The sequence below is a fragment of the Flavobacterium sp. GT3P67 genome (assembly GCF_004349155.1).
In the GTDB taxonomy this organism is placed as follows: Bacteria; Bacteroidota; Bacteroidia; order Flavobacteriales; family Flavobacteriaceae; genus Flavobacterium; species Flavobacterium ranwuense.
The window spans coordinates 264,107-290,049 of the sequence record NZ_SMLF01000004.1 but is presented as its reverse complement, the minus strand read 5'-3'; the positions used below and the strand labels follow the sequence as shown (position 1 = coordinate 290,049).

The following is a 25,943-nucleotide window of genomic DNA, read 5'->3' as shown; positions in this document are numbered from 1 at the left end:
ATAAAGGGAACTTAGTATTACATGTAATTTAATGTTGTATTTTAAAATCTACAAAAAAACAATATTAATTTAAAGTATCTTATTGGAAACAAAGGTGTTATTTGTATTTTATGGTGATTTTTTTACCACAATAAGACTTTTGACTTTAAAACTTTCGACTTACTTATTTGTTTTCCAGTTTAATTAATTTTTGCAGCCAAATACAACCGCCTACCGAAAGAATTCCTAAACTTCCCATGACAAACCAATTGGTTTGGTAGCCAAATGCAGCAATGATTTCCAGTCCGGTTTTGGAACTTGCAATATGTGCCAAGCTGAAACTCATCGTAAACAAAGCCATGTAGCGACCTTCATGCCCTTTTGGCGCTCGGCTTAAAGCGAAAGAATTGGAAAAAGGGAAGATAAACATTTCTCCAAAAGTGATAAAAAGAATACTCACAATTAATATTCCTGCCCACATATTGAGGATTAAAACGTAGAAACTAATAGACATTAATAGCGAGCCCCAAAGAATAATTTTGAGTTTATCGATATTTTTCCTTTGGCTGATGCTCACAATTGGCATTTCCAGAAAGAAAATCAAGAGTCCATTTAAGGATAATAAAAGCCCGCTTTGAAATTCAGTCAGACCAAATTTTTCATTGTGATACAATGGTAAAGTGGTAAAAAGTTGAAAGAAAAGCATTGCTGTTATAAAACAAATAAAGAGAAAAATCCAGAATATCTTGTCTTTGAAAACTGAAGCTGGTATTTCGGTTTCACTATTCGCTGTGTCTAAATCGGCTGGTTTTTTACGTTCTTTTACCAATAAGGTAAAAATCAAGATAGATACAATGCAAGAGCTTCCATCTACCCAAAATAATCCGCTGTAGCCTAAATTCATGATTATCAAACCTCCCAAAGCCGGTCCTGCGGTAAATCCTAAATTCACCGCTAATCGAACTAAAGTCAATGCTCTGGTGCGATTTTCAGGTTTTGCATACGTTCCCAGAGATACAAACATAGCGGGACGAAACATATCAGCAACGGTCATTATGAAGAACATTGCAAAACACAATCCCCAAAAAGTTCGTATGTATTGTACTAAAAACAGTAATATTCCGCTGGTGAATAAGCTGAAAACCATGATTCTGTAAAAACCTATTTTATCGGATAATTTGCCACCAAGCCAAGATCCTAACATAGAACCAAAACCAAAAGCAACCATAATCCATCCTACTTGAGCATAGGAAAAGCTTAAATCTTCTTTTAAATATTTGGATAAAAAAGGCAAAACCATCGTACCGGCACGATTGATAAAAGTAATCAGCGTAAGAATCCAAACTTCTCTTGTAAATCCTCTGAAATTATTTATGTAGCGTTGAAAAGCAGTTTTGAGCATATCTAAAATTATAATTTTGCAAAGGTAGAAAACTTTGTACCGATGCGTCTTTGTGTCCTAGTAACTTTTAAACTATTTTTGCATAAAAATAAGAACATGAGAACGCTATTCATTTTGTTGCTTTTAATACAATTGAATTTTGGCTTTGGCCAAAATAAATTTGACGTTTCGGCTGTAGCCAAATTTCAAAAGGAATTGAACACAGAATATGCCGACGCCAAAACAAGCCCTTTGACTGCAGAAGATTTAGCGGAATTCAAAACACTTGATTTTTATTCTATTGACGAAAAGTTTTTTGTGACCGCTGCATTTGTCAGAACAGAAAAGGAACAGCCTTTTGAAATGAAAACATCAACCGACAGAAAACCATTGTATGTAAAATATGGTGAACTTTCTTTTACAATCGATGGTCGGGATTTTAAACTGAATGTGTACAAGAATATTGAGCTTTCGAAAAAGGAGGAATACAGAGACTATTTATTTTTACCGTTTTCAGATTTGACTTCAGGCAACGAAAGTTACATTGGCGGTAAATATATCGATTTAAGAATCCCAAAAGGAGATACGATTGTGATTGATTTTAATACATCATACAATCCGTATTGCGCTTATAACCCTAAATATTCCTGTCCAAAAGTCCCTTTGGAAAATGATTTGAATATCGAGATAAAAGCTGGGGTTAAAAAGTTTCACGACTAATGGAATTCTTTAATCTGCATACGCATAAATATACCAATCAACCTAATGTGTTGGAACTAGTGAATCAATATCCACAGGAATTTGATGCCACAATTCCGTATTATTCCATCGGGATTCATCCGTGGTTTATCGTTGCAGAGCGCATAGAAGCTGACTTGACGATAATCGAAAGTAAATTACAAGAGGCAAATTGTCTCGCTGTTGGCGAATGCGGATTGGACAAACGCATCGATATTCCAATGGAGTTGCAACAAATGGTTTTCGAAAAGCAATTGCTTTTGGCACAGCAATATCAAAAACCAGTTGTGATACATTGCGTTGCGGCTTTTCAGGAACTGATTGCGATTAAGAAAAAATTGAATATTTCAGTTCCAATGTTGATGCATGGGTTTTCAAAAAATATGCAAGTTGCCAAACAATTAATGGACAATGGATTTTATATTTCGTTTGGAAAATATTTATTGCTAAATAAGGAACTAGAAGCTGTTTTTAAAAGCGTTCCCAATAATCGATTTTTTCTGGAAACAGATACTGTTGAAGAAGGAATTGGGGTTGTTTATGAATTGGCAGCAAAATACAAAGGAGTTTCAGTCAAAGAAATACAGGAACTGGTGAATAATAATTTTAATACTGTTTTTAATCAAATAAACAGATAACCAAATTAACAAATAAACTTTTATTATGGCAGAGTGGACAGAAAGAGCCGAACTTTTATTCAAAAAAGAAGGTTTAGATAATTTGAAAAATGCAAATGTTTTGGTCGTAGGACTTGGGGGTGTTGGTTCTTTCGCTGCCGAATTTTTGGCAAGAGCAGGAGTGGGTACCATGACTATTGTTGATGGCGATGTAGTTGATATTACAAACATAAACCGACAATTACCCGCTTTACATTCTACCGTGGGACAACCCAAAGTTACTATTGTTGGGGATCGATTGATGGATATCAATCCAGAATTGAAATTGACTCGTGTGCAAGAATTTCTTTCGCCGGAGCGTGCTTTCGAAATTGTTTCGGAGGAATTTGATTATGTTTTGGATTGCATCGACAGTGTGACTCCAAAGTTGAATTTGATTATTGGCGCAAAGCGAAAAAGAGTAAAAATCATAAGCAGTATGGGTGCTGGCGGAAAAATGGAAGCTTCTAAAGTGAAAGTGACGGATATTACCAATACCGTGAATTGCTTCTTTGCTAAAACCATCCGAAGACGATTGAAAGAAGTAAAAATTGATAAACTGAAAGTGGTGTTCTCTTCTGAAATTCAAGACGAAACGAGTTTAAAAATGACCGACGGATCCAATTTTAAAAAATCATTTTACGGGACAAACAGTTATATGCCAGGATTATTTGGTTTGTATGCTGCAGAAACCGTGATTCGCTATTTACTTAAGAAATAGTGTTCAGTGTTCAGTCTCCGTTTCAGAAATTAGAACTCATAATTAATAATTTATAATTACAAATGATACAAACCGTAATTTTTGACATGGATGGTGTAATTGTCGATACAGAACCCGTTCACCGTTATGCTTATTTCAAACAATTTGATGAGTTAAATATAGCTGTTACAGAAGAAATGTATACTTCATTTACAGGAAATTCTACTCGGAATATATTTCAGAAATTGAAAGAAATTTTCGTAATAGAACAGGAAGTAGAAGATTTAATTCAAAGAAAACGCAATATTTTTAATGATGCTTTTGATAGTAAAGCAGATTTGGAATTATTGGAAGGTGTTGAAAATCTTATTAAAGAATTACACCAAAACGGGATGCAATTGATTCTGGCTTCTTCGGCTTCAAAAGTTACTATTGAGCGTGTGTTTAGCCGGTTTAAGTTGCATGACTATTTTACGCATGTGGTAAGCGGGGAAGATTTTCCTAAATCGAAACCACATCCCGCTATTTTTGAGCATGCAGCAAGTTTATCAGTTGCACCAAAGGAAAGCTGTATCGTTATTGAAGACAGCACGAATGGAATAAAAGCGGCGAAAGCTGCCGGGATTTTGTGTGTGGGGTACAATAGTATTCATTCTGAAGCACAAGATTTATCGGAAGCAGATGTTGTTATTAATCATTTTAACGAATTGGGTTTTGATGCAGTTAAGAATATTGATTCTAAATTAAGGAATAATTAACATTTGAGAGCCACTGAATTTGTAAATTTGGAAAACATAAAAATTTATAACATGAAAAAAATAATTATTGTATTTGCCATTATTATAGCAAATTTCACCATTGAGGCACAAGTAAAAACACCTCAATCAAGTCCGAAATCTACACTTATGCAAGCAGTAGGTTTGACAGATGTAGAGATTAATTATTCAAGACCAAGTGCCAGAGGAAGAGCTGTTTTTGGTAATTTGATTCCTTTTGGAAAAGTATGGAGAACTGGAGCTAATGAAAATACAACAGTATCTTTTAGCGACGATGTTGTTATTGATGGTAAAACGTTGAAAAAAGGAAAATATTCGTTGTATACGATTCCGAAAATAGAAAGCTGGGAAATAATATTTTATAGAACTACTGATAACTGGGGTAATCCAGAAGAGTGGAAAGAAGAAAATGTAGCACTTAGAGCTACCGTTAAACCGGAAACGTTAAATAGAAGTGTAGAAACATTTACTATTGGAGTTAGTGGTTTAGACAACAATTTTGCATTTTTAGAAATATACTGGGAGAATTCGTATGCAGCTATAAAATTTGAAGTCCCTACACAACAAAAAGCAACTGCTAATATTGAGAAAGCATTAGCAGGACCAACTGCTGGAGATTATTTTTCTGCAGCTCAGTTTTTATTTCAATCGAATGGTGACAATGCAAAAGCATTGGTTTATGTAAACAAAGCGTTGGATATGTCTAAAGACAAACCGTTTTGGTACAACAGATTGAAGTCATTGATTCAAGCAAAACTTGGAGATAAAAAAGGTGCTATCGAAACTGCAAAATTATCTCTTGCAGCGGCTGAAATTGCTAAAAACCAAGATTACGTAAAAATGAATAAAGATAGTATCGCAGAGTGGAGTAAGAACTAATTATTCTAACTGTTTTACAAACAAAAAAATCCCGTCTTGATTATCGAGACGGGTTTTTTTTTTTTAAAATAAGGAATTATGGTTTTAAATGTAGAACATAAATGACCTATAGTATTGACATTACTTCGCAAGTTCGCTGTCGCTCGTGTCCTATGAAAAAGGAATCCTCTCAATGATTTTAGGCTGTAATCGCTTTTTGTTTTCTAAAAATGGTCCATTGCAACAGTAACGAAATAACAATCGTTAACATGGCTCCAATGAAATTAAGCCATAAATAACCCAGTTTTTCTTCTCCGCTTGGAAAAATATAAATAGCGTAATAGTAAATGATAAAAATGGTAATCTGACTTACTACGGCGCTATAAAAAATAGCTTTGGATTGTACTTTGTGTATATAAAACCCAACCAGAAAAATTCCCAATACAGTACCGTAAAAGATGGATCCAATGATATTTACCAATTGAATTAAATTTTCAAATAGCGTTCCGATACAAGCAAATAGTATTGCAATAACTCCCCACAATAATGTAAAGAATTTAGTTGCATTGAGGTAATGCTTATCTGATTTTTCTTCTTTTAGATTGCGTTTGTAAATATCAATTGCGGTTGTAGATGCCAGTGCATTCAGTCCCGAAGCGGTAGATGACATTGCTGCTGAAATGATTACGGCTAACAATAAACCAATAAGTCCTTTAGGTAAATAATTAAGGATAAAGTGAAAAAACACATAATCTTTATCGTTGGTTTCACTGTTACTATCGGCTTTTAAGATTATTTCTTTAGCACGATCTCTTAAATCTTTTTCTTTATTGGACAAAGCCACTAATTCTTTTCGAAGGATTGGATTGTCATAATCTTGATTGAGCTGATCGATGTACAACAGATTAATTACTTTTTTATCTTCGGATAGATCATCTAATTTTTTCTCCAAAGCATTGTATTCGCCTTTGTAAGCCGATTTTTCAATCATGGCTTTGTTGTTTGGATTAAAATTTAACGGAACAGGATTGAATTGAAAAAAAACAAAAACCATAACTCCGGTCAGTAAAATAAAGAACTGCATCGGTACTTTTAAAAGACCATTCATAATCAGTCCCATTTGACTTTCGCGAACTGATTTCCCTGATAAATAGCGTCCTACCTGAGATTGATCGGTTCCAAAATAAGCCAATGCAAGGAAAAACCCTCCTGTGATTCCGCTCCAAAAAGTATATTTTTCTTCCAGATCAAAAGAAAAATTGACAATGTCCATTTTGTCATTTGCACCAGCAATATGCAATGCACTGGTAAATGTCATATCATTAGGTAAATAATGCAATATCAGAAAAAAGGTGATTAGCATTCCGGACATAATCACAAACATTTGCTGTTTTTGAGTTACATTGACTGCTTTTGTACCTCCGGAAAAGGTATAAATGATGACTAAAACACCAATAATAATATTCATGTACGTTAGATTCCAACCCAATATTGCCGATAAAATAATTGCCGGCGCATAAATGGTCAATCCGGTTCCTAAACCTCTTTGGAACAAGAAAAGGATTGCTGCAAGTGAACGGGTCTTTAAATCAAATCTATTTTCCAGATATTCATAAGCAGTATATACTTTATATTTGTGGTATAAAGGAATGAAAGTGACGCAGATTACCACCATGGCAATAGGCAATCCAAAGTAGAATTGTACAAATCCCATTCCATCATGATAGGCTTGCCCTGGTGTAGAGAGAAACGTAATTGCACTGGCTTGTGTGGCCATAACAGAAAGTCCCACAATATGCCAAGGCGTTTCATTACTACCCAGAATAAAATCTTCAACATTTTTACTTCCTTTGGTTTTCCAAGCACCGTAAATTACAATGAACAATAAAGTAACTATGAGTATAACCCAATCAAATAATTGCATAATTTAAGAGTATAATTTCATGATGAGACAAAAGATCAAGATATATATAGCATTGGCTACAAGTACCCAGGTATAATTCTTCTTCCAGGTTTTTACTTTTTTTGTTTCCATTTTAGATTGGGTTAGGGCTTGATTTTTTGAATAGGAATTTTTTCGGATGATTGTAACGAAATGATATTGGAAATTAATTTATAAGCACCGGTAACGCCCTCGGGTAATTCTCTAAAAAAGCTTAAGCCCGTATAAATATAGTGTCCTTTTCCGTAGGGAGCAATCAGTAAAGCACCATTTTTAGGGCTTTCCCCTTTATCATTTGAAGATAGAATAGGAGTGAAGGCTTTGTCGTATTCACTTGGGTAATACAATCCTTGCTCTTGTTTCCAACCTTGAAAATCTTTAGAAGTGATTTTGTTTGGGAAATTCAAAACGGGATGGTTTGGCGCTAAAAATCGAACTTCAGCATCTTCTTCGGTTACACGGTCGCGGGACAGTTTCAATGGATAAGGCGCGATATTTTCGGTTACAAGATCACCAGCTGTATTGTACTGAACGAGCATTGTTTTTCCTCCTTTTACAAAGTCAAAAAGTATCGTTTGTTTATTTGCTAATGCTGCAACAGTATTGTAGGCACGAACACCAGTCATAACTACATCAAAATTTTCTAATTTTTCGGGTGTTATTTCTTCGGGTTTAAGCAGTGTAACATTGTATCCCAATTGGGTCAGGCTGCTAGGAACTTCATCTCCGGCACCCATGATGTATGCAATTCTCTCTTCATTTGTTTTTAAATCAGTTTTGATACATTTGGCTTCAGCTGATTTTAAAACTTGCTGTTTAGTGATATGGTCATAATTAATGATGATCTGTTCTTTGTCAAATCGTTTATTGTCAATAATTGCAACACTTTTGGCTACGGCTTCTTCGGATTTATTTGGCGCAGTTACCTCAAAATAAACAATTTGCTCAGTTCCCTTTTTTTCGATGTTAAAAGGAATTGATTTTGGAGAAACACCCCAGTTTTTTGGGAGTTCAAGTTGTAGATTTCCTTTTACGGCATCTTTACCCGTTTTAATTTTTACACCTACGTATTTAATTTTTGTGTCTTTAAAAAGTAATACTTTGTCCAAAATTGAAGTGGTAACCTCAGGAACGATGTCGAGATAATTGTACACTTCGCCTTTTACATCATCATTGTATTTATAAATAACGGTTCGCTCAAATGGGATTTCTATTCCGTTAATTTGAATATTAAAAACCACTTTAATTTCCCGAATAACATCTGGAATCCCTATGTTTTGTTGTTGATTTACGGAGTACATTCCAACGGTTCCATTTTCTCTTAACCAATACGGTTGTGTGTAGTCAATAGATTCGGGTAATTTTAAATCTAAGTTTATGTTATTTAAAATATTATTTTTTAATTCGCGATTTTGAGCGGTATTTATTTGTTCCGGTAAAGTGGTTACGCTCATTAATTGTATTGACGCTGAACTTCTGTTAATGGCTTCGAGTTTCAATTTGATAACGCTTCCGGGAGTAGCTTCCTGATTTTGGGCTACGGCTTCAAGATACAAACCTGAACAAGCTGCTATAATTTCTTTTATGGCTGCCGATTTCAGGGGTGCCCAGTGATTTTCATCTAATGCTTCCATCATGGAGTAGGCTTTCGCTAAATTTGGAATACTTGCCGAAGGATTATTGTGGTCGAATTCAGCTGTAATAGTTGTCAATAACTCTCCGATGGCTTTTCCTCCTTTCACCCGGTTCCAAGAGGTATCAATTCCTTCAAAAAGTGATTTTTTTTCTTTTAAAGCGTCTCCATTTATAAACTCTAAATACTCTGTTTCTTCGCCACGCGTACCTGTGCTTCCAAAGCCTTGCGATTGATGGCGACTGCGGCTTAATGCCGCTATTTCCTGATTTGATTTCCCTAATCCAGCATAATAAGCCCCAGTTTGCAGAGCAATTAAATTCTTTTTATCAGCTGCATTAAATTTTTCTATAGTTCCATAAAACCACCAAGAAGTATTAAAAAACTGGCGTTTGGTTTGCCAAGGTTTTACAAATTGTAATTGTTCGGGAAAAATAGCAGGATTATTGGCCAGTTCAAAACTTTCTACGCTTAACAATGCCGATGAAGTGTGATGACCGTGGGTAGTTCCGGCTGATCTATGGTCAAACCTGTTGACAATTACATCGGGTTGAAATTTTCTAATTGCCCAAATAACGTCAGCCAATACTTTTTCTTTATCCCAAATTTCTAAAGTTTCTGTCGGATTTTTGGAAAAACCAAAATCATTGGCACGAGAAAAAAATTGTTCTCCTCCATCAATTTTTCGGGCTTCGATAAGTTCTTGAGTTCGTATCACTCCTAGTAATTCCCGTAATTGTGTACCTATTAAGTTTTGGCCGCCATCACCACGTGTCAAAGACAAATATCCCGTTCTTGCTTTTTGTTCATTGGATAAATAAGAAATTAATCGGGTGTTTTCATCATCAGGATGTGCTGCTATATAAAGTACCGAACCTAGAAAATTAAGCTTTTGAATTTGATTGTAAATTTCAACAGAATTTAGTTTTTGGGGTTGTTGCGCAATTGTTATTTGGCAACATAAAAGAAAGGTTAGAATAGTTGGTACGTATTTTTTTTGCATTTTTTTAAATTTAATTTGCAGTAACTTCAAATGTAGGAATTAAATAATTTTTTCTGAAATGTTTTGGGTTTTCTTTAATAATAAAAAAAAGAGAGAAAAACCCATTAAGGTTCTCTCTCTCTTTTAAATAAAATTGGGATTAATCTCTATCATGTCCATTTCCGCGCCCGTTTCCGTTTCCATGTCCATTATTTCCTTTATTTCGGTTATCATGTTTTCTATATTCTCTGCGGTTATCATTATCATATCTTCTATGATTATCATTCCCTCTTTGGCTTACATATACTCTACGGTTATTGTTATACCCTATATTTCTTTGTTCTCTTCCATGATATCCTCTGTAATATTTTACTTTATGATTATTAAAGTGGCTATACGGTCTTGAACCATGATAATCGTTTAATACTACTTTGTATCCATCATATAGATCATAGTTTCTATATTGATTTGGTAGATATCTTGAACGTATCCATCTTCCGCCTCCAAAATAAATGAATTGAGTGGCTCTTACATCGTAATACGCTTCAACATCTGGCAAATAATAATATTCAGCTTCTGCATATCCTACAGGTCCCCAAGATGGAGCCGTACCTATGTTTACACTTACTGAGACTTGTGCATGTATTGAACTTGATGCAAAAAGGATAATTCCTACGGCGAGTAATTTTAATGTTCTCATTTTTTCAAATATTTAATTAATAATAGCTTTCTATAATAACTCTTTATTACGGTGCTTTTTTCATTAAGCCAACAACTGTGCCAAAACAAAAAAAAACCATTTAATTATATCTTTGTGCTTAAAAAAAAAGAGAGTCCCAATTTTTTTGGAACTCTCTTTTTAAATTATATGAAATCAGTATTAATTTTTCCCATTTCCATGGCCATTATTTCCTTTTCCTCCTTTATTCCCATTTCCTTTATTCCCATTATCTTTATATACTTTGTTTTTATTACTACGATTGGAACCTATTGATTTTTGAGGTTTACCTTTGTATCCTTTGTAATATTTTACTTTATGACTATTAAAGTTACTGTATGGTCTTGAACCATGATAATCGGTTAGTACTACTTTGTAACCATTATATAAATTATAGTTTCGGTATTGATACGGCAAGTTTCTCGAACGAATCCATTTTCCTCCACCAAAATAAATAAACTGAGTTGCTCTTATATCATAATACGCTTGAACATCCGGTAAATAATAATAATCTACAGCTGAGTAACCAACTGGGCCCCATGCTGGAGGACTACCTATATTTACATTTACTGAAACTTGTGCTTGCATCGTATTACTGGATACTAAAAGTATCATTCCTGCGATGATTAATTTTAATGTTTTCATTTTTCAAAATTTTAATTAGTAATCAATTTATAGTAACTTTTCAATTACTATTTTTATTCCATTTTATAGTAAAGTCAACAATTGTACCAATAGGAACTCATTAACATTTAATTGGGTTCGGTAAGATTTCATAAAAAAAATAAACAATGATTCATTTCCTTTTTCTACAGCTATAAATTTATTTGCAATAAAAGTTTAAGACGATTAAGCAAAACCTTAACTTTTGCAGGAACTTCTTTTGGAGTGTTTAAAACCAAAGTTGGTTTTTTTCAGCAGCTAACATTTGAGTTGGAACAACACTTAATGACAATACCAACATCATTAAGTAAAAGGTGCCTTTTTCATTTCTTTATAGGTTTTTAGTTGTTAATTTCTGTACTATAAAAGTAAGCTATATTACTTAATGTAATCTTATATAATTATGATATTAAATTACATAATTTTCACTTTTGGAATATTAAGAGTGTTTAATGTTTTTAAAATCAGATTTTTAAATTGATTTGCACAAAATGGTGACTGCTAAAAGGAACTTTTGTTATTTAAAAATTACGGTACGTGGCTTGCCTAATTCAAAATCCTGAAAGCCAAAATCAGTAGTTTCAAAAGCGTTGGTTTTGAAAATATTTTCACCATTTCCCGGTATTGATGGATAGTACGAAAGTGAAATTTGGAAAGAACTAAATACTAAAAAATCATTATTTATTATTAATCCAATCCCAATTTTAGAATAGGCTTTATTTTCCAATAATCCTTTTTCGGGATTTCCCAGCATCGCAATTGAATAGTTAAAATAGGGGTTTAATCGAAATCCCCAAAGATTCCAAGGTGCATAAGCTTGAGTTTGCAAAGTCAGTATTGCTTTTTCGGTTCCGTAATCAGCACTATTAAATCCGTGAATACCGTAATTTTCATTAATATTAAGTTGATCGCCAATAATATCCACGCGATTGGAACCAATAATTAATTGAGGTTTAATGAACTGCCGCAATTTCCATTTTCCAAAACTCATTAAATTAGTAAAATAATTAGCCTGAAAAGAAAAAGCATTCTGTTTAGTATTTGATTTTTCAAAAAAAGTACCCAACTCCAAATTAGCACTTAGAAATCCCCATTTATAAAAATTCCCAAAAGCTGCCCGAGCTCCTAAATAATAACGGCCCAGATTGTTTTTATATTGATAGCCCGAAGTTATTCCAAATATTTTTCCAATAGGTACATCTTCAATAATTCCATTTTTGAAAATATAACTGTCTTGAACGAATTTACGGGAAGTGATACCAATTCCTATAAATGAAAATTTTTCATCAGAATAAAAATCATTAGGATCATAATCAATTATTGGACTTTCCAGATATTTTACATTCAAAAATCGACCAGCAACTACTAAATTCGTAGTTCTATCATTCTCCGTATTTTTTTTGAAAATCCTAAAAGCACGACCAAACCATAAATCTTGTGAATTGTATTTGAAATTTTGGAAAGCAAATACGGCATTAGTATCAGGAATTGTATCTTTTCTAAACTGTTTGTCAAAATAGATTCCACCAGCCCATTTTGTGAATGGAGAATAAAATGGTCGTTCGATGTTTATACTTTTACTATAATAATCATCTAAATCGATATGATAATTCACGGTGGTTTTAATGAATGTATTCTTGAAGTTGGGAATGGTGTACTGTATACGATAAGCATTTTTGCCATCGCTGAATCTGTTTGTGAATTCAGTATTAAATTCATGACCTGAACCCAAAATATTACGATCATTTAGTTCAAAACTGCTTCTCGAACTTGATATGGAACCCTTTGGAATAATACTCCACGTATCTAAAACCCGAATGTAAACATCTACTGAATCCTTATTATTGCTAATCAATTGCGGGGTTACATCAACCCGACTGATATATCTTTGAGTTCTTATTAAACGTTCAGATTCTTTTACTAATAAGGAATCTAAGGGTTTGTTTTTTTTGATAAGCAATAAGTTCCTAATGGCAAGCCTGTTTGTTTTGATGTGAATTCTGTTTCCAGTTCGCTCAGCCCAGTTTTTAGGTTGTTTTGTAGTATCAATTTCAGAATAGCCAAATGGATCTAATGTAACAATATTGATTTTCCTGATAATTTTTCCTTCAAAGTTTTTGAATTTTTTTGGCACTATTTTTTCCTTATTGTTTTTTGCATTAACAGGTCTGAAAACTAATTTATGAAAGAGTTTGGTAAATTTATTTTTTTTGGAATAGGTTTGAATTTGCTTATACACTACTGAAGAATCTTTTTCCTTCTTGTCTACTTGAGCAAAAGAAATCTGATAGCAGCAGAAAATCAAAATAGTTAGAATCAGTTTTTGTTTTTTAAACATGATAAAAAAAATAATTATAAACATTGTTAACAAAACAAAAGAAAAAATCTTTTAAGTACTAGTTCGAATTAACAAAATTCAGAATTTGAATATTCGAATTTACTATTTTAGAAACTATTCATTGGTTTTATTAGCGTCTTTTTCTGTTGTAGTTTCAGTAAACACCGGAACTATAATATCTGTTTTAATGATGGTTTTTTTTGGTGTAGATTCTGAATCAAACAGCGGTAATTTAATATTACGCCAAGTATACGTTTTTGGTAAATGATCTCCCATCAGGTATCCCCAGGGCTCTAAGGGTTCTATCCTGTCAAAAATTACTTTAAGTACTGCCAGAACTGGAAGTGCTAAAAACATACCGGAAACTCCTGCAATTGCGCCACCTATAATAATCCCAATAATCGATACAAACGCATTTATCTCTACTTTAGAACTTACAATCATAGGGACCAAAATGTTATTGTCAATTAACTGAACAATTATGGTAATAATAATTATCCCAACTATTATGGATAAATCTGGTGAACCTGTAAGCGAAGCCACAATACTCAGCACTCCTGCAAAAAGTATTCCTATGTAAGGAATTAGATTTAAAATCCCTGTAATTATGCCTAGTAAAATAGCATACTTAACACCAATAAGCATGAATCCGAGCGTAGTCATTACTGAAACTAAAATCATTTCTATAATTAATCCAACAATATAACTGTTGATGGCTATTTTAATATTAGTTAAAATATTTTTTAACTGTTCATGATTCTCTTTCTTGAAAAGTTTAGATAAAAACAGCATGAAATGTGTTCTGTACAGTAGTATTAAAAAAGTATAAATGGGTATTAAAGTCAAATTGACTAAGGTATCCGTAAATGACATTATAGTCGTACCAATCATTTCTTTTCCTTTTTCCATGGAATCTTCGGTGGCAGTATCCAAATATTGTTTTTGTTCCCTAGAACTTAAATGAAAATTATCTTTGATAAACCCTTGAATATTTCTAATATGAATATTTATATTTCTTTCAATTTTATCAAAATCATTGGCAATATCACTAATCTGAAAGGAGAGGAATACAAAAAGAGCAATAAAAACTAATACAAAAAGAAGTACTGAAATCATTACTGCCAATACATGTGGGAAATGGAGTTTTGATTTTAAAAATTGAACGATAGGATACAATAATATTGCAAATAAAAACGACATCATTATGGGAACCAATATATCCTGACCAATATAAAAAACAAAAAGAAGAGCCATCAATCCCAATAAAATCAGGGTTAATTTAGCATAAAATGGAAGTTTTAAGATCTCATTCATATTCTCTTATTTTTTAAATAACGAATTTATTATTCAATTATGAATCGCATTGTTTCTAATTGACAAATATGAAGTGTTAAAGAAATTAAAGTATTATATATTTCTCATTAATAGTTGTAAAATTATCACTTTTAATCAATTGATTTGCAAAATAGAATGAATTGGTAATTAACTTTTTGTAAAATTACAATTAATCCATGAATTCTCTATGCTCAAAATGGTCTTTCAGTATTGAAATCCCTTTTTGCAAAAGCAGGTTATTTGGATAAATAATTTTTTCTCCATCAATGGTTTTTAAGTAGACATGAAAAGCACCAATATCCTCAATCTCTGCTTCAATGGGGAAATCTTTATCATGGATTTTTATGACATCCCCAATTTTAAATGGAAAAGAAAAAAACAAAATAACACCTGATGTGATGTTGCTCAAAATAGACCATTGGGCAAACATAGCAACACCCACAACGGTTGTAACAGAGGTAAGTCCAATAAAAATGTCTTTGGTCTGAACTCCCCAAATTATTATTAAGGCAATAATTACCAAAATATTGATAAATAAGTGAAGGTATTTAATCACTAAATTGGTTCTATGCTCAAGAGTTTGGTTTGATTTAGCGTAGCGTCGTACCAGCTTTGTTGAAATAATACGGAATAAAATCAGTAAAATTCCCAGAATTCCTGTTGCAATTAGTTCTCTTGTATATTCTTGAAAAAAGGCCATATCCATAATTTAATTACGCTAATTTAATCAAATATTCATACACTTTGTCCGTAGGCATTCCCATTACATTCGCATACGAACCTTCAATTTTTGAAACACCTATAAAACCAATCCATTCCTGGATACCATAAGCACCAGCTTTATCGTAAGGTTTGTAGTTTTCTAAATAATAGCGAATCGATTCGTCGCTTAATTCGTTGAAAGTAACTTTGGTCACTTCGTGCAATACATCCACTTTTTCATTGGTTTTAAAACAAACGGAAGTTATTACTTCATGCGTCGCATTTGATAATGATTTCAAAATTTCAAAGGCATCTTGTTCGTCTTTTGGTTTTCCCAATGCTTTATTGTTATGCCAAACGATGGTGTCGCTGGTTACCAGAATTTCATTCGATTTTAACTCTCCTTCAAAAGCGCTGGCTTTCAATTCAGCCAGATAATTAGTGATTTGCTCCGCTTTCAATTCCGGAGGATAAACTTCCTCAATTTCTTTCAATCGAATTTCAAAATCCAAGTCTAAATCCTTGAAGAATTGCTGGCGTCTCGGTGAACCCGAAGCCAGAATTAAAGTGTACTTTTTTAATTTATTTTTAAGCATTGTATTTTATATTTAAACTTATAACAATAACGGATAGAATTCCAAATAGCAGAACCCATTTTAACAGCAGACTCAGCGTATGGAACTCTTTTTTAGATTTTGCAGTCCAAATTTTTACGGCAAAATAAAACAATGGTCCCACAACAAAAAGCAATAGATATACAGTTGTAAATATTAACTCAAGGAGGTATTTATTGATGTAATAAAGCATAAAAAGAATAGGGATAAAGCTCAATCCAAAAACTATTTTTGCGGCTCTCGATTTGCCTATTGCAATTGGTAAAGTATTCATTCCTTGGTTATAATCACCATCAACATCTTCTATATCTTTAATTATTTCCCTCATGAAATTAAGAAAGAAAGTAAATAACGCGTAATCTAAAAGAATTGAAAAAAGAACGCCCATTTGTTGTTGATTTCCTTCATGAATCGTCGGGAATAAATCAAAAATCCCAATGATAATCACACTAAAAGAAAGCAACAATGCCACAATAATATTACCAATAACCACCATTTGTTTCAGGCTTGTTGCATACAAATAAAGCGTGGCTGCAATCAGAATAAAAATAGACGCAAAACCAGGTTTTACTATAACATTTGACAGATAAAAGCCAATAGCGACACCGGCAACAGTAAGTCCAATGTATAAATTATACGCATTGGTTTCAGAGATGGTTTTACCTACTATTACGTTGTTCGGTTTATTGATAGTATCCGTATTTTGATCAAAAATATTATTGATAACATACCCTCCCGCAGCGATTAAAATGGTTGATAAAACCAATAATCCATATTGCCAATCGGCTAATGCCAAATGAATATCCTGAAATTTAAAAAAAACAAACCTGAAAATAAGCTGCATAAAAGCAAGCATCAGTAGGTTTTGATAACGGATTAGTTTTAGAAATGGCAGCATTTATTTCATTTAAAATTTATAAATAATAACTAATCGTGTTTCCCATCAAAATATGTCATCCATTTCCCTTGTGCTTTCATAACTTGTTCAATAACATCTCGTACAGCTCCTCTTCCTCCGTTTTTATGTGAAATATATCTGGAAATAGCTTTGATTTCAGGACTTGCATCCTGCGGACAAGCTGGTAATCCCACTAATTTCATAACGTGATAATCTGGAATATCATCGCCCATGTACAAAACGTGTTCTGGATTTATTTGGTATACATCAGTATATTCATCAAATGTTTCTACTTTATTTGGTGTACCCAAATGAATATCAGTAATTCCCAGATTTCGTAATCTAACGCGAACACCTTCGTTGCTTCCTCCCGAAATAATACAAACATTATAACCGCTTTCTACCGCAGCTTTCATGGCGTAACCATCACGAATATTCATGGTGCGAAGAATTTCTCCTTCATTGGTTACAAAAACAGAACTGTCAGTAAGTACGCCGTCTACGTCAAATATAAACGTAGTAATATCATTCATTATTTCTTTATAACTTTTTGCCATTCTCTTGTATTGATTGTGTTAGTGTTTTATAAATTTTAAGGTGATTTTCATTGGATAAAAAAGCTTCATGTGCTTCGATAGTTGCATTGTCATTGCGTTTTGCCGGTCCAGTTTGAGCTTCTGACGGCGAAAGTAACATTATTTTTTGAGCTGTTTCTGTAATTAAAGGGTTTAAAATTTCAAAAGGAACCTGATGTTCCTGACAAATTTCCTGGCCTATTTGGTACAAATGATTGGTGAAATTATTGACAAAAACCGCTGCAACATGCAATGCTTTTCTCTGTTCGGAGTTGATAGCGAAGATTTTATCAGAAATTGATTTGGCCACTTTATCCAATAATTGATAATCTGTTGCATTTTCGCTTTCTAAACATATTGGAATTGTTCTGAAATCAACCGCCTTGTTCTTAGTAAAAGTCTGCAAAGGATAGAAAACTCCTTTTCGATTATTGTCATCCAAAGCTTTCAAAGGAACGCTTCCGGAGGTATGAACCACCAAACGATTTTTGAAAGGAAGTTGCGAAGAAATGACCTCAATGGCATCATCAGAAACGGCAATAATATACAAGTCGGCTTCAGCTAAAGTATCCAAATCATTTGTAATCTGACTTAAATCGAGTAGGTGAGAGACGCTTCCTGTTTGTCTTGAAAAAACTTGAACCAATTCGATTTCAGCTCCCAGATTTTGAGAATTTTGAAATGCCGCAATCAGATGTTGCGCTACATTTCCTGAACCAATAATTATAACTTTAGTCATATGACAAAATTAGCAAAAAAATATTAAGAGTTTTATTCAATTTTCGATTGGGTAACAAACTGTAACATCAATTAAAATATACTTTTATCCCAGAAAACAGAGCAACTTAATTTTGGATTAAATTAACAAATGCGCGAATATAGAAGTCAACATTTTTAAGTACTTTTGTGGCACTTTTACAAAACATAATCCCATAAAAATGGATAAAAAAATATTTTCTTTTTTGTTTTCTACTCGATTAATGGCCCTTTTATTTATTTCTTATGCCGTTGCAATGGCTACCGGAACTTTTATCGAAAGCAAGTACAATACCGACACAGCAAAAATTTTAATTTATAACGCCTGGTGGTTTGAGGCCATACATGTATTTTTCATGATTAATTTCATTGGAAATATCAAGCGTTATCAGTTATTAAAAAAAGAAAAATGGGCCACTTTATTACTCCATTTGTCTTTTATCTTCATTATTGCTGGTGCTTTTGTAACACGTTACATCAGTTATGAAGGGATGATGCCTATTCGCGAAGGCGCAACTGAAAATCAAATTTTTTCAGATAAAACGTTCCTGACTGTTTTTGCAGACGGGGAATATAATGGGGAAATGAAACGCAGGGTTTTTGAAGAACAAGTACTGCTTTCTCCTGCTACCAACAATGATTTCAGTATTTCAGGTAAGTTTGCGGATACACCATTTGAAGTAGAATATGAAAATTTCATCATGGGAGCCAAAGAATACATCAAACCCGATCCTAAAGGAACTGTGTTTTTGAAAATTGTAGAAGCCGGAGACGGCGGTCGTCACGAGCATTTTTTGAAAGACGGTGAAGTTCAAAATATTCATAATGTATTATTTGCTTTAAATAAACATACTGACGGAGCCATAAACATTAATACGACAGGAAGTGCTTATACGATTCTAACGCCTTTTGAAGGAAACTTCATGAGAATGGCTGATAAACTACAAGGCAAAGTGACTAAGGATACTGCACAGCCATTGATGATGCGTTCGTTATACAGTATTGGCGAAATGCGATTTGTATTTCCAGATCCTGCAGTAAAAGGTGTTGTTGATTATGAATCTGAGAATGATTTTAAAGCAAAGAACCATGAAGATGCATTATCCATAAAAATTACTGCCGATGGCCAAGAAAAAACGGTTACTGTTCTAGGTTCCAAAGGTAAATTAGGAGATTCTAAAACAGTGAAAATAGGTAAAATCGATTATACTTTTTTTTACGGAAGTAAAGCGTATGTATTGCCTTTCAAGATAAAATTGAATGATTTCATTGCACAGAAATATCCGGGAACAGAGAAAAGTTATTCCTCATTTGAGAGTAAAGTTACCGTTGAGGACAAAGAACCTTTTGATGCCAGAATATATATGAATAATGTGTTGGATCATGATGGATATCGCTTTTTTCAATCGGGGTTTGATCCTGATGAAAAGGGAACAATATTATCCGTAAACCACGATTTCTGGGGAACTACAATTACCTATATTGGTTATTTTATGCTGTATTTTGCGATGATGGCGATTATGTTTACTAAATATTCCCGTTTTGCAGATGTAAAAAGAAAATTGGAAGTTGTAAAAATGAAGAAAGCGAAGCTCTTGACAATTTTGCTTTTGTTGTTCAGTTTCAATAGTTTCGCACAGGAGCAAGAACACAATCACGCGGATCATGAAGGGCAAGCTCATACTGAAGCCGAAGCAACGCCGGCAGCACATGCAAATCATACTAAAAAAGTATTGAGTCAAGACGAACTAAATGCTTTGATTACTAAATATAAAGTTCCAGAAGTGCATGCTGCAAAATTCGGAAGATTAGTTATTCAGGATGCTGGTGGAAGGATGAAACCTATCAATACGTTTTCTTCTGAATTGTTGCGAAAAGTAAGTCATGATGATTCTTATAAAGGAATGAATTCTGATCAAGTATTTTTGTCCATGACACAATATGCGAGTTATTGGATTGAAATTCCAATTATCTACATCAAACCGGAAAACGATAGTATCCGAAAAATTATTGGTATCGATAAAAAAGCAAAATACGCTCCTTTTGTCGCTTTTTTTGATGAAAAAGGGAATTACAAACTTTCTAAATATCTTGAAGAGTCATTCAAATCAGCGAATCCAAACCAGTTCGAGAAAGGTTTTATCGAAACTGATAAAAAAGTAAACTTGATGGAATCTGCGCTAAGCGGACGAATATTGAAAATTTTCCCCATTCCAGAGGATAAAAACAACAAATGGATTTCTTATTTAGAATTGAATGAATCCGGTCTGAAAGGAATGGAAGCTACCTATACTAAGAGTGTATTGCCATTGTATTTTGGTTCGTTGGCTAATGCTTCCGTTTCCAATGATTATAAAACAGCCGATGAATTACTGGAAAGCATGAACGGTTTCCAAAAAAGATTTGGCAGCAAAGTGAGACCAAGTGAAGAAAAAATCACGACCGAAATATTGTATAATACATATGATGTTTTCAAGAAACTTCCTTATTGGTATATTTTAGCGGCGATTTTGATGTTGTTTTTTACGATTTTGCAAATCTTCAAAGAGCGCAAAGTATTAGCTATAGCAGTAAATACAATGCATATTATTATAGGATTATTATTTGTATTGCATACTGCAGGCTTAATTGCCCGTTGGTATATTTCCGGTCACGCACCTTGGAGTAATGCATATGAATCGATCATATATATAGCTTGGGCAACCATGTTTTTTGGTTTAGCATTTGATATAAAATCAAAATTGACTGTTGCTTCATCAGCCTTTGTAACCGCAATGATTCTTTGGGCTGCTTATCAAAACTGGATTGATCCGGAAATTGCAAATTTACAACCCGTTCTGAACTCCTATTGGTTGATGATTCACGTTGCAGTAATTGTGGCGAGTTATGGACCTTTTGCGCTAGGAATGATTTTAGGAGCTGTTTCACTGTTACTGATTTTGTTTACCAATGAAAAAAACAAAGCCAAAATGGATTTGAATATTAAGGAAATCACGTATATCAATGAAATGGCATTGACAATAGGTTTGATTATGCTTTCTATTGGAAACTTTCTTGGTGGACAATGGGCTAATGAAAGTTGGGGACGTTATTGGGGTTGGGATCCAAAAGAGACTTGGGCTTTAATTAGTATTATGGTATATGCTTTTGTAATTCATGCTCGATTTGTACCTTCTTTACGTGGAAAATGGATTTTTAATTTGATGAGCATGTTTGCCTTTATATCTATTTTGTTTACGTATTATGGTGTGAATTTTCACTTGGTAGGATTGCATTCCTATGCGAGCGGAGAAGCCCATTCCTTAAATTGGATATGGTATTCATTAGGAGGAATAGCTTTATTTGGTGCTGTTTCGTATCCAAAATATAAGAAGTATTACAAGAAATAAAATTTGATAATTCTCATAAAAAAAGGTTCAACTTTATAGTTGAACCTTTTTTAGTTTTATCTGAAAATGATGTTTTTTACACTTTTCCTAACGTATATAATTGTTGCATTGTAGGAGTCAAACTTCCACCGGCAGGCTCAAGTGTAATTCCAAAAGCTTCTGCTTCATTAGCATTATTGACCGCAAATAATTTTTGTTCATTTACATCAAAGTTTTCCAATAATCCAATGCTTGTTGGAGTCAACGGGCTTAATTTCAATGCCCAAACCTGATATACCATTCCTTTAGGTGGTTCCGGCAAACCGGCAGCATCAATATAAACTACTTTAGTTTCTTGATTCCAGTACACTTTTGCAAAAGATTCTGGAGCAACTGCTTGTCCTCCAAGAGCAACAACAGTATTTTTTGTGTCTCTTACAATCGCTAAACTGGTTTCGTTTGTTGTATTTTTTAATTTTAAGACGTTAAATTCTTTTTCTAATTTGGCTTTCTCAATTTCAGTATTGACTACTTGTGTATTGGTTTGATCCAATTGATTATATTGGTAACCAATTCCCACTAATAATAGTATTGCCGCTGCCCAACCAATGTATTGAGACCAATTTTTGGATGGCTCTAATTGAATTACCGCTGCATGTTTAAGCTCTAATTTTTCTTTTATTTTTTCAAAATTAGCCACAGAATGGAACGGCGAAAAGCTGGAAGACAAAGCAATAATGGCTTTTTCAATCGCTATAATTTCGTCGTTAATTTCCGGATTATTTTTTGCCATGATGTTTACCTCTTCGTTTTCAGGCTCACTGAGTAAACCATAAACATAGAGTTCTAGTATGCCTGATCCTATATATTCTTTTGTTTCCATTATACTTTCAAATAATTTCTTAAGTCATTAATACAATTTCTATTTTGTGTTTTTACCGTTCCTAAAGGAATTACCAATTCGTCCGAAGCTTCCTGTTGGGTGTAACCTTTAAAAAACAGTAAATCGATTATTTGAATACATTTCGGTTTTAGTCTTTTTACAAATTCCTGCATACCTATAGCATCCATTTTGTCGGCAAGTTTAGAACTGTCTTCAAAATGATTTACGAAATTATCAGTGGAAAGGTTTTTTTGACTGTTATTAAAGTTTTTAGAACGCAGCTTATCAATAGAAGTATTTCTGGCAATGTTCAGAATCCAAGTATAGAATCTTCCTTTACTTTCATGATAGGAATCTATGTTTTTCCAAATTTTTACAAATACATCCTGAAGGACATCTTCTGCTTCTTCTCTATTTTTTACAAGAACATTAATAACCGAAAATAAACTTTTGGAATACATATCGTAAAGATGTGTAAATGCCCTTTCGTCTTTCTTATAAATTAATACTAATAACTCTTCTTGACTCATATCTTATATTTTACTATTACAAACTTATACATTCTTATTCACAAATGACTGATTTTGTGATTGACTACATAAAAAAATAATTAAAAGTAAAATAGTTGTGATTTTTTTAAGTATTTAAAGCGCTGATTATCAATTATTTGAAAAATAAATTAATTTTTTATTAAGATTTTTAAAACCAAAATAAATACAATCCCGTAAATGCTTTTATAAACTTTTAACTTATAACAAAATGAAAAAAACAAAAATGATTTTAGGTCTATCGCTAGTGGCGATTTCGGGCTTAATATTAGTAGCTGCGGATCACATCGATGCTCCGGCAACAATGTCTGGTGACGCAGGCGACATTACTGATGTGTATGCTTTTCAAGGGCAAAACACAAGTAATTTAGTATTTACAGTGAACACACAAGGATTGTTAAGTCCTAATGCTACAGGTGCTGCTACATTTAAAGAAAATGTAATGGTCGAAATCAACATTGATAACACAGGTGACAATGTTGAAGACTTAGTGATTCAAGCAATCAAGAGAGGTGACAAGATGTATTTCTTTGGACCGGTTGCTCCAGAAACTACAGGAACATCGAGTACGGTTAAAACGGCAGCTGCTTCAGGCAGTGTTACAATATCTTCTTATGGTGCTGCTGCTTTAACTGCTGAACAAAACGGAATGAAATTTTTTGCAGGACCAAGAGACGATCCATTCTTTTTTGATTTAGGTCAATTTAAAGCGATACTTGGAGGAACAGCAACTGGATTTAAAAATCCGGGAACAGATACATTTGCAGGAACTAATGTAATGTCAATAGTAGTAGAAGTTCCAAAAGCAATGTTAGGCTCTTCAAGTACAGTTAATGTTTGGGCTGAAACTAAGAAAAAGCAATAATTAATTTTATTTAAAAAAGTAAAAACATGAAATCGAGATTCACGATTTCCAAAAAAACTTAAATATAAAGATCATGAGTAAAACAAATAAATTCAAAATTATAACAATCGCACTAGTAGCTGCAGTTGTTTCAGTAAATTGTGATAATGACGATTCTAACGGTGATTCTACTGTAAGCCTTGATTTTACAGGAACTTATGTTCAGCAAGATCAAATGGCAAGACCGGCAATCAACACTGTATTCATCGCTGCAGGGCAACCTAAAGATGATTTTAATGCTGCAATTCCTTCAGCAATGGGAGCTAAATACCAATCTATTTTTCAATCTAGATTATTGGCTCTAAACCCAGCGTATTCTACAAATGCTTTAGGGCAAACAGCTGCTCAGTTTACAGGTCTTTTGGCTACAGATGTATTAGGAGTTTCTAAAACAGCAAAAACGACTTTCTTTGATGGAACTAATGTCTTGACAGGAAGAGCTTTGGCCGATGATGTAATTGATGTGGAATTATTATTGATTTTTGGAGGATCAGCAGGTACTTCAAATCCTACTCTTACTAAAGATAATGTAAATGCAAATGATAAAGCATTTGGAACAACTTTCCCTTACTTAGCTTCAGCTTGGTAGTATTTCTATAAAAAAAGACAGAGTGTATGTAATAATCTTCGCTCTGTTTTTTTACAAAACAAACAAACAAACAAACAAACAAACAAACAAACAAACAAAACAATTAGAGATGAAAGCTTTAAAAACAATATCATTTTTAGTTTTCACAATCCTATTCATTTTCGGTTGCGAGACTAAATCAGAACAAATTACAAATACGGAAGACTACAATAAATATTTGACTTTAAAAGACAATAAATCAGTGACTTTTGCACATAAAGAAATTGACTTTTGGCAGAAAAAATTTGATGCAGCTCCAAATCAAATCAGTTATTTAAGTCAATTAGCATCAAATTACAACATGCTTTTCGAATATACAGGCGATATTAAAAACCTATATAAAACAGAAGAATTATTGGCAAAATCAAACGAAGCGTATGATTACTCCAGAGTTTCTACTGTTCGATCTTTGGCAAGAAATTATATTTCACAACACCGTTTTAAAGAAGCATTGGTGTTAGCTAATAAAGCATTAGCAATAGGCGAAGGAAAAAAAGAAACTCAAAAATTACTTTTCGACGTTCAAATGGAGTTGGGAAATTATCCCGAAGCAGTTAAAAATCTGAATGCTATTAGAGACATGAATAGTTTTGATTATTTGATTCGCTTGGCAAAATGGAACGATCACAAAGGTGACTTGAATACTGCAATAACTTTAATGGAAAGAGCAAGAGATATTGCTGAAAAAGACGACAATAAAGGACTTAAAATTTGGTCCTATTCTAACCTTGGAGATTTTTATGGTCATGCCGGAAGAATTCAGGAATCGTATGACAGTTTTCTTAAAACATTAGCATTAGACCCTAATTATTCCTATGCTTTAAAAGGAATTGCTTGGATAGTTTTCTCCAAAGAAAGAAATACAAAGGAGGCAAATAGAATTATTGATGCTATAGCTGTAACCCATAATACGCCTGATTTTTATTTATTGAAATCTCAAATTGCTCAATTTGAAGGAAATAAAAACAAGGAGATAAAAAACAGAAACGCTTATTTTTCTATGATGAAAAATAATAATTATGGCGCGATGTACAACAAATACAATGCTTTGATTTATGCCGATGACAAAAAAACAGCTTCAAAAGCATTAGAAATTGCCAAAATTGAAGTGGAGCACAGACCTACAGCTGATTCCTATGATTTATTGGCTTGGGCATACTTAAATGTAGGCGAAAATAAAAAAGCATTGGAAGTTGCTCAGAACCATGTGGTTGGAAAATCCTTTGAACCAAAGGTGCAATACCACTTGGCAATGATTTACAAATCGAATAATTTAGCGCTTAAAGCGAAACCTATTAAGGAAGAATTACTATCCAGTTTGTATGAATTAGGACCCAATTTTGACAAAAAGGTAAACCAATTGTAGCG

At 33.2% G+C, this 25,943-nt stretch carries 23 protein-coding genes; 9 read left to right on the top strand and 14 right to left on the bottom strand.

The genetic code is table 11. From position 1 onward, the window contains the following. Window positions 1-163: 163 nt before the first annotated feature. Window positions 164-1,381: an MDR family MFS transporter gene (locus tag E0H99_RS09370; protein ID WP_131994273.1), complete on the bottom strand. Its 1,218-nt coding sequence runs from the start codon at window positions 1,379-1,381 to the stop codon at window positions 164-166. A 96-nt stretch (window positions 1,382-1,477) separates the two neighbouring features. On the opposite strand from E0H99_RS09370, the gene E0H99_RS09365 reads away from it, so the two are divergent. The 5 genes from E0H99_RS09365 (at window position 1,478) to E0H99_RS09345 (ending at window position 5,109) form a co-directional block, all read left to right on the top strand. Further along, the gene (locus E0H99_RS09365) at window positions 1,478-2,080 is read left to right on the top strand and encodes a DUF1684 domain-containing protein (protein WP_131994270.1); all 603 of its coding nucleotides are present in this window, start codon (window positions 1,478-1,480) and stop codon (window positions 2,078-2,080) included. Then, entirely contained in the window at window positions 2,080-2,736 is a 657-nt protein-coding gene (locus E0H99_RS09360) for a TatD family hydrolase (RefSeq protein WP_131994267.1), read from the top strand. Before E0H99_RS09365 ends, E0H99_RS09360 begins: the two co-directional genes overlap by 1 nt. 25 nt (window positions 2,737-2,761) lie before the next feature. Beyond that, window positions 2,762-3,475, top strand: coding sequence for a ThiF family adenylyltransferase (locus E0H99_RS09355; protein ID WP_131994264.1), 714 nt, complete (start codon window positions 2,762-2,764; stop codon window positions 3,473-3,475). Between the two features lie 62 nt (window positions 3,476-3,537). Next, window positions 3,538-4,212: an HAD family hydrolase gene (locus E0H99_RS09350; protein WP_131994261.1), complete on the top strand. Its 675-nt coding sequence runs from the start codon at window positions 3,538-3,540 to the stop codon at window positions 4,210-4,212. Window positions 4,213-4,263: 51 nt separating this feature from the next. Then, window positions 4,264-5,109, top strand: coding sequence for a DUF2911 domain-containing protein (locus E0H99_RS09345; protein WP_131994258.1), 846 nt, complete (start codon window positions 4,264-4,266; stop codon window positions 5,107-5,109). 178 nt (window positions 5,110-5,287) lie between these two features. Here E0H99_RS09345 and E0H99_RS09340 read toward each other — a convergent pair whose 3' ends face one another. The 11 genes from E0H99_RS09340 to E0H99_RS09290 form a co-directional block, all read right to left on the bottom strand. Next, window positions 5,288-7,012, bottom strand: a complete 1,725-nt coding sequence (locus E0H99_RS09340; protein ID WP_131994255.1) for a sodium:solute symporter — start codon at window positions 7,010-7,012, stop codon at window positions 5,288-5,290. Between the two features lie 122 nt (window positions 7,013-7,134). Beyond that, complete coding sequence (locus E0H99_RS09335) at window positions 7,135-9,666, bottom strand: PIG-L family deacetylase (RefSeq protein ID WP_131994252.1); 2,532 nt, start codon at window positions 9,664-9,666, stop codon at window positions 7,135-7,137. A 139-nt stretch (window positions 9,667-9,805) separates the two neighbouring features. Further along, a complete protein-coding gene (locus E0H99_RS09330) occupies window positions 9,806-10,345 on the bottom strand; it encodes a hypothetical protein (RefSeq protein WP_131994249.1) in 540 nt (179 codons plus the stop codon). 180 nt (window positions 10,346-10,525) lie between these two features. Beyond that, window positions 10,526-11,008 (bottom strand): hypothetical protein, encoded by a 483-nt coding sequence (locus E0H99_RS09325; protein ID WP_131994246.1) that lies wholly within the window; start codon window positions 11,006-11,008, stop codon window positions 10,526-10,528. Window positions 11,009-11,543: 535 nt separating this feature from the next. Then, the gene (locus E0H99_RS09320) at window positions 11,544-13,364 is read right to left on the bottom strand and encodes a hypothetical protein (RefSeq protein ID WP_131994243.1); all 1,821 of its coding nucleotides are present in this window, start codon (window positions 13,362-13,364) and stop codon (window positions 11,544-11,546) included. 114 nt (window positions 13,365-13,478) lie between these two features. Then, the gene (locus E0H99_RS09315) at window positions 13,479-14,678 is read right to left on the bottom strand and encodes an AI-2E family transporter (protein WP_131994240.1); all 1,200 of its coding nucleotides are present in this window, start codon (window positions 14,676-14,678) and stop codon (window positions 13,479-13,481) included. A 190-nt stretch (window positions 14,679-14,868) separates the two neighbouring features. Next, window positions 14,869-15,399 carry a mechanosensitive ion channel domain-containing protein gene (locus E0H99_RS09310; RefSeq protein WP_131994338.1) on the bottom strand — a complete coding sequence of 177 codons (531 nt, stop codon included), beginning with the start codon at window positions 15,397-15,399 and terminating at the stop codon, window positions 14,869-14,871. Between the two features lie 13 nt (window positions 15,400-15,412). Next, window positions 15,413-15,997 carry a Maf-like protein gene (locus E0H99_RS09305; protein WP_131994237.1) on the bottom strand — a complete coding sequence of 195 codons (585 nt, stop codon included), beginning with the start codon at window positions 15,995-15,997 and terminating at the stop codon, window positions 15,413-15,415. After that, a complete protein-coding gene (locus E0H99_RS09300; RefSeq protein ID WP_131994234.1) occupies window positions 15,990-16,913 on the bottom strand; it encodes a geranylgeranylglycerol-phosphate geranylgeranyltransferase in 924 nt (307 codons plus the stop codon). Before E0H99_RS09300 ends, E0H99_RS09305 begins: the two co-directional genes overlap by 8 nt. Window positions 16,914-16,942: 29 nt before the next feature. Beyond that, entirely contained in the window at window positions 16,943-17,470 is a 528-nt protein-coding gene (locus tag E0H99_RS09295; RefSeq protein WP_131994231.1) for a KdsC family phosphatase, read from the bottom strand. Beyond that, window positions 17,454-18,227, bottom strand: coding sequence for a Rossmann-like and DUF2520 domain-containing protein (locus E0H99_RS09290; RefSeq protein ID WP_131994228.1), 774 nt, complete (start codon window positions 18,225-18,227; stop codon window positions 17,454-17,456). The genes E0H99_RS09295 and E0H99_RS09290 overlap by 17 nt, the downstream gene beginning before the upstream one ends. A 199-nt stretch (window positions 18,228-18,426) precedes the next feature. Here E0H99_RS09290 and ccsA point away from each other — a divergent pair, with 199 nt between their 5' ends. Beyond that, window positions 18,427-21,633 carry a cytochrome c biogenesis protein CcsA gene (gene ccsA, locus E0H99_RS09285; protein WP_131994225.1) on the top strand — a complete coding sequence of 1,069 codons (3,207 nt, stop codon included), beginning with the start codon at window positions 18,427-18,429 and terminating at the stop codon, window positions 21,631-21,633. A 76-nt stretch (window positions 21,634-21,709) separates the two neighbouring features. Here the strand turns inward: ccsA and E0H99_RS09280 are convergent, their stop codons facing one another. Next, a complete protein-coding gene (locus E0H99_RS09280; RefSeq protein ID WP_131994222.1) occupies window positions 21,710-22,495 on the bottom strand; it encodes an anti-sigma factor domain-containing protein in 786 nt (261 codons plus the stop codon). Beyond that, window positions 22,495-23,025 (bottom strand): RNA polymerase sigma factor, encoded by a 531-nt coding sequence (locus tag E0H99_RS09275; protein ID WP_131994219.1) that lies wholly within the window; start codon window positions 23,023-23,025, stop codon window positions 22,495-22,497. The genes E0H99_RS09280 and E0H99_RS09275 overlap by 1 nt, the downstream gene beginning before the upstream one ends. 229 nt (window positions 23,026-23,254) lie before the next feature. On the opposite strand from E0H99_RS09275, the gene E0H99_RS09270 reads away from it, so the two are divergent. The 3 genes from E0H99_RS09270 (at window position 23,255) to E0H99_RS09260 (ending at window position 25,941) form a co-directional block, all read left to right on the top strand. After that, window positions 23,255-23,908: a DUF4331 family protein gene (locus E0H99_RS09270; RefSeq protein ID WP_131994216.1), complete on the top strand. Its 654-nt coding sequence runs from the start codon at window positions 23,255-23,257 to the stop codon at window positions 23,906-23,908. Between the two features lie 73 nt (window positions 23,909-23,981). Next, window positions 23,982-24,536 carry a DUF4331 family protein gene (locus E0H99_RS09265; protein WP_131994213.1) on the top strand — a complete coding sequence of 185 codons (555 nt, stop codon included), beginning with the start codon at window positions 23,982-23,984 and terminating at the stop codon, window positions 24,534-24,536. A gap of 109 nt (window positions 24,537-24,645) precedes the next feature. After that, window positions 24,646-25,941 carry a tetratricopeptide repeat protein gene (locus tag E0H99_RS09260; protein WP_131994210.1) on the top strand — a complete coding sequence of 432 codons (1,296 nt, stop codon included), beginning with the start codon at window positions 24,646-24,648 and terminating at the stop codon, window positions 25,939-25,941. Window positions 25,942-25,943: the final 2 nt, after the last annotated feature.

Coding starts and splice junctions, on each gene's coding strand:
- E0H99_RS09370 (WP_131994273.1), bottom strand. CDS start 1,381: ATGCTCAAAACTGCTTTTCAACGCTACATAAATAATTTCAGAGGATTT.
- E0H99_RS09365 (WP_131994270.1), top strand. CDS start 1,478: ATGAGAACGCTATTCATTTTGTTGCTTTTAATACAATTGAATTTTGGC.
- E0H99_RS09360 (WP_131994267.1), top strand. CDS start 2,080: ATGGAATTCTTTAATCTGCATACGCATAAATATACCAATCAACCTAAT.
- E0H99_RS09355 (WP_131994264.1), top strand. CDS start 2,762: ATGGCAGAGTGGACAGAAAGAGCCGAACTTTTATTCAAAAAAGAAGGT.
- E0H99_RS09350 (WP_131994261.1), top strand. CDS start 3,538: ATGATACAAACCGTAATTTTTGACATGGATGGTGTAATTGTCGATACA.
- E0H99_RS09345 (WP_131994258.1), top strand. CDS start 4,264: ATGAAAAAAATAATTATTGTATTTGCCATTATTATAGCAAATTTCACC.
- E0H99_RS09340 (WP_131994255.1), bottom strand. CDS start 7,012: ATGCAATTATTTGATTGGGTTATACTCATAGTTACTTTATTGTTCATT.
- E0H99_RS09335 (WP_131994252.1), bottom strand. CDS start 9,666: ATGCAAAAAAAATACGTACCAACTATTCTAACCTTTCTTTTATGTTGC.
- E0H99_RS09330 (WP_131994249.1), bottom strand. CDS start 10,345: ATGAGAACATTAAAATTACTCGCCGTAGGAATTATCCTTTTTGCATCA.
- E0H99_RS09325 (WP_131994246.1), bottom strand. CDS start 11,008: ATGAAAACATTAAAATTAATCATCGCAGGAATGATACTTTTAGTATCC.
- E0H99_RS09320 (WP_131994243.1), bottom strand. CDS start 13,364: ATGTTTAAAAAACAAAAACTGATTCTAACTATTTTGATTTTCTGCTGC.
- E0H99_RS09315 (WP_131994240.1), bottom strand. CDS start 14,678: ATGAATGAGATCTTAAAACTTCCATTTTATGCTAAATTAACCCTGATT.
- E0H99_RS09310 (WP_131994338.1), bottom strand. CDS start 15,399: ATGGCCTTTTTTCAAGAATATACAAGAGAACTAATTGCAACAGGAATT.
- E0H99_RS09305 (WP_131994237.1), bottom strand. CDS start 15,997: ATGCTTAAAAATAAATTAAAAAAGTACACTTTAATTCTGGCTTCGGGT.
- E0H99_RS09300 (WP_131994234.1), bottom strand. CDS start 16,913: ATGCTGCCATTTCTAAAACTAATCCGTTATCAAAACCTACTGATGCTT.
- E0H99_RS09295 (WP_131994231.1), bottom strand. CDS start 17,470: ATGGCAAAAAGTTATAAAGAAATAATGAATGATATTACTACGTTTATA.
- E0H99_RS09290 (WP_131994228.1), bottom strand. CDS start 18,227: ATGACTAAAGTTATAATTATTGGTTCAGGAAATGTAGCGCAACATCTG.
- ccsA (WP_131994225.1), top strand. CDS start 18,427: ATGGATAAAAAAATATTTTCTTTTTTGTTTTCTACTCGATTAATGGCC.
- E0H99_RS09280 (WP_131994222.1), bottom strand. CDS start 22,495: ATGGAAACAAAAGAATATATAGGATCAGGCATACTAGAACTCTATGTT.
- E0H99_RS09275 (WP_131994219.1), bottom strand. CDS start 23,025: ATGAGTCAAGAAGAGTTATTAGTATTAATTTATAAGAAAGACGAAAGG.
- E0H99_RS09270 (WP_131994216.1), top strand. CDS start 23,255: ATGAAAAAAACAAAAATGATTTTAGGTCTATCGCTAGTGGCGATTTCG.
- E0H99_RS09265 (WP_131994213.1), top strand. CDS start 23,982: ATGAGTAAAACAAATAAATTCAAAATTATAACAATCGCACTAGTAGCT.
- E0H99_RS09260 (WP_131994210.1), top strand. CDS start 24,646: ATGAAAGCTTTAAAAACAATATCATTTTTAGTTTTCACAATCCTATTC.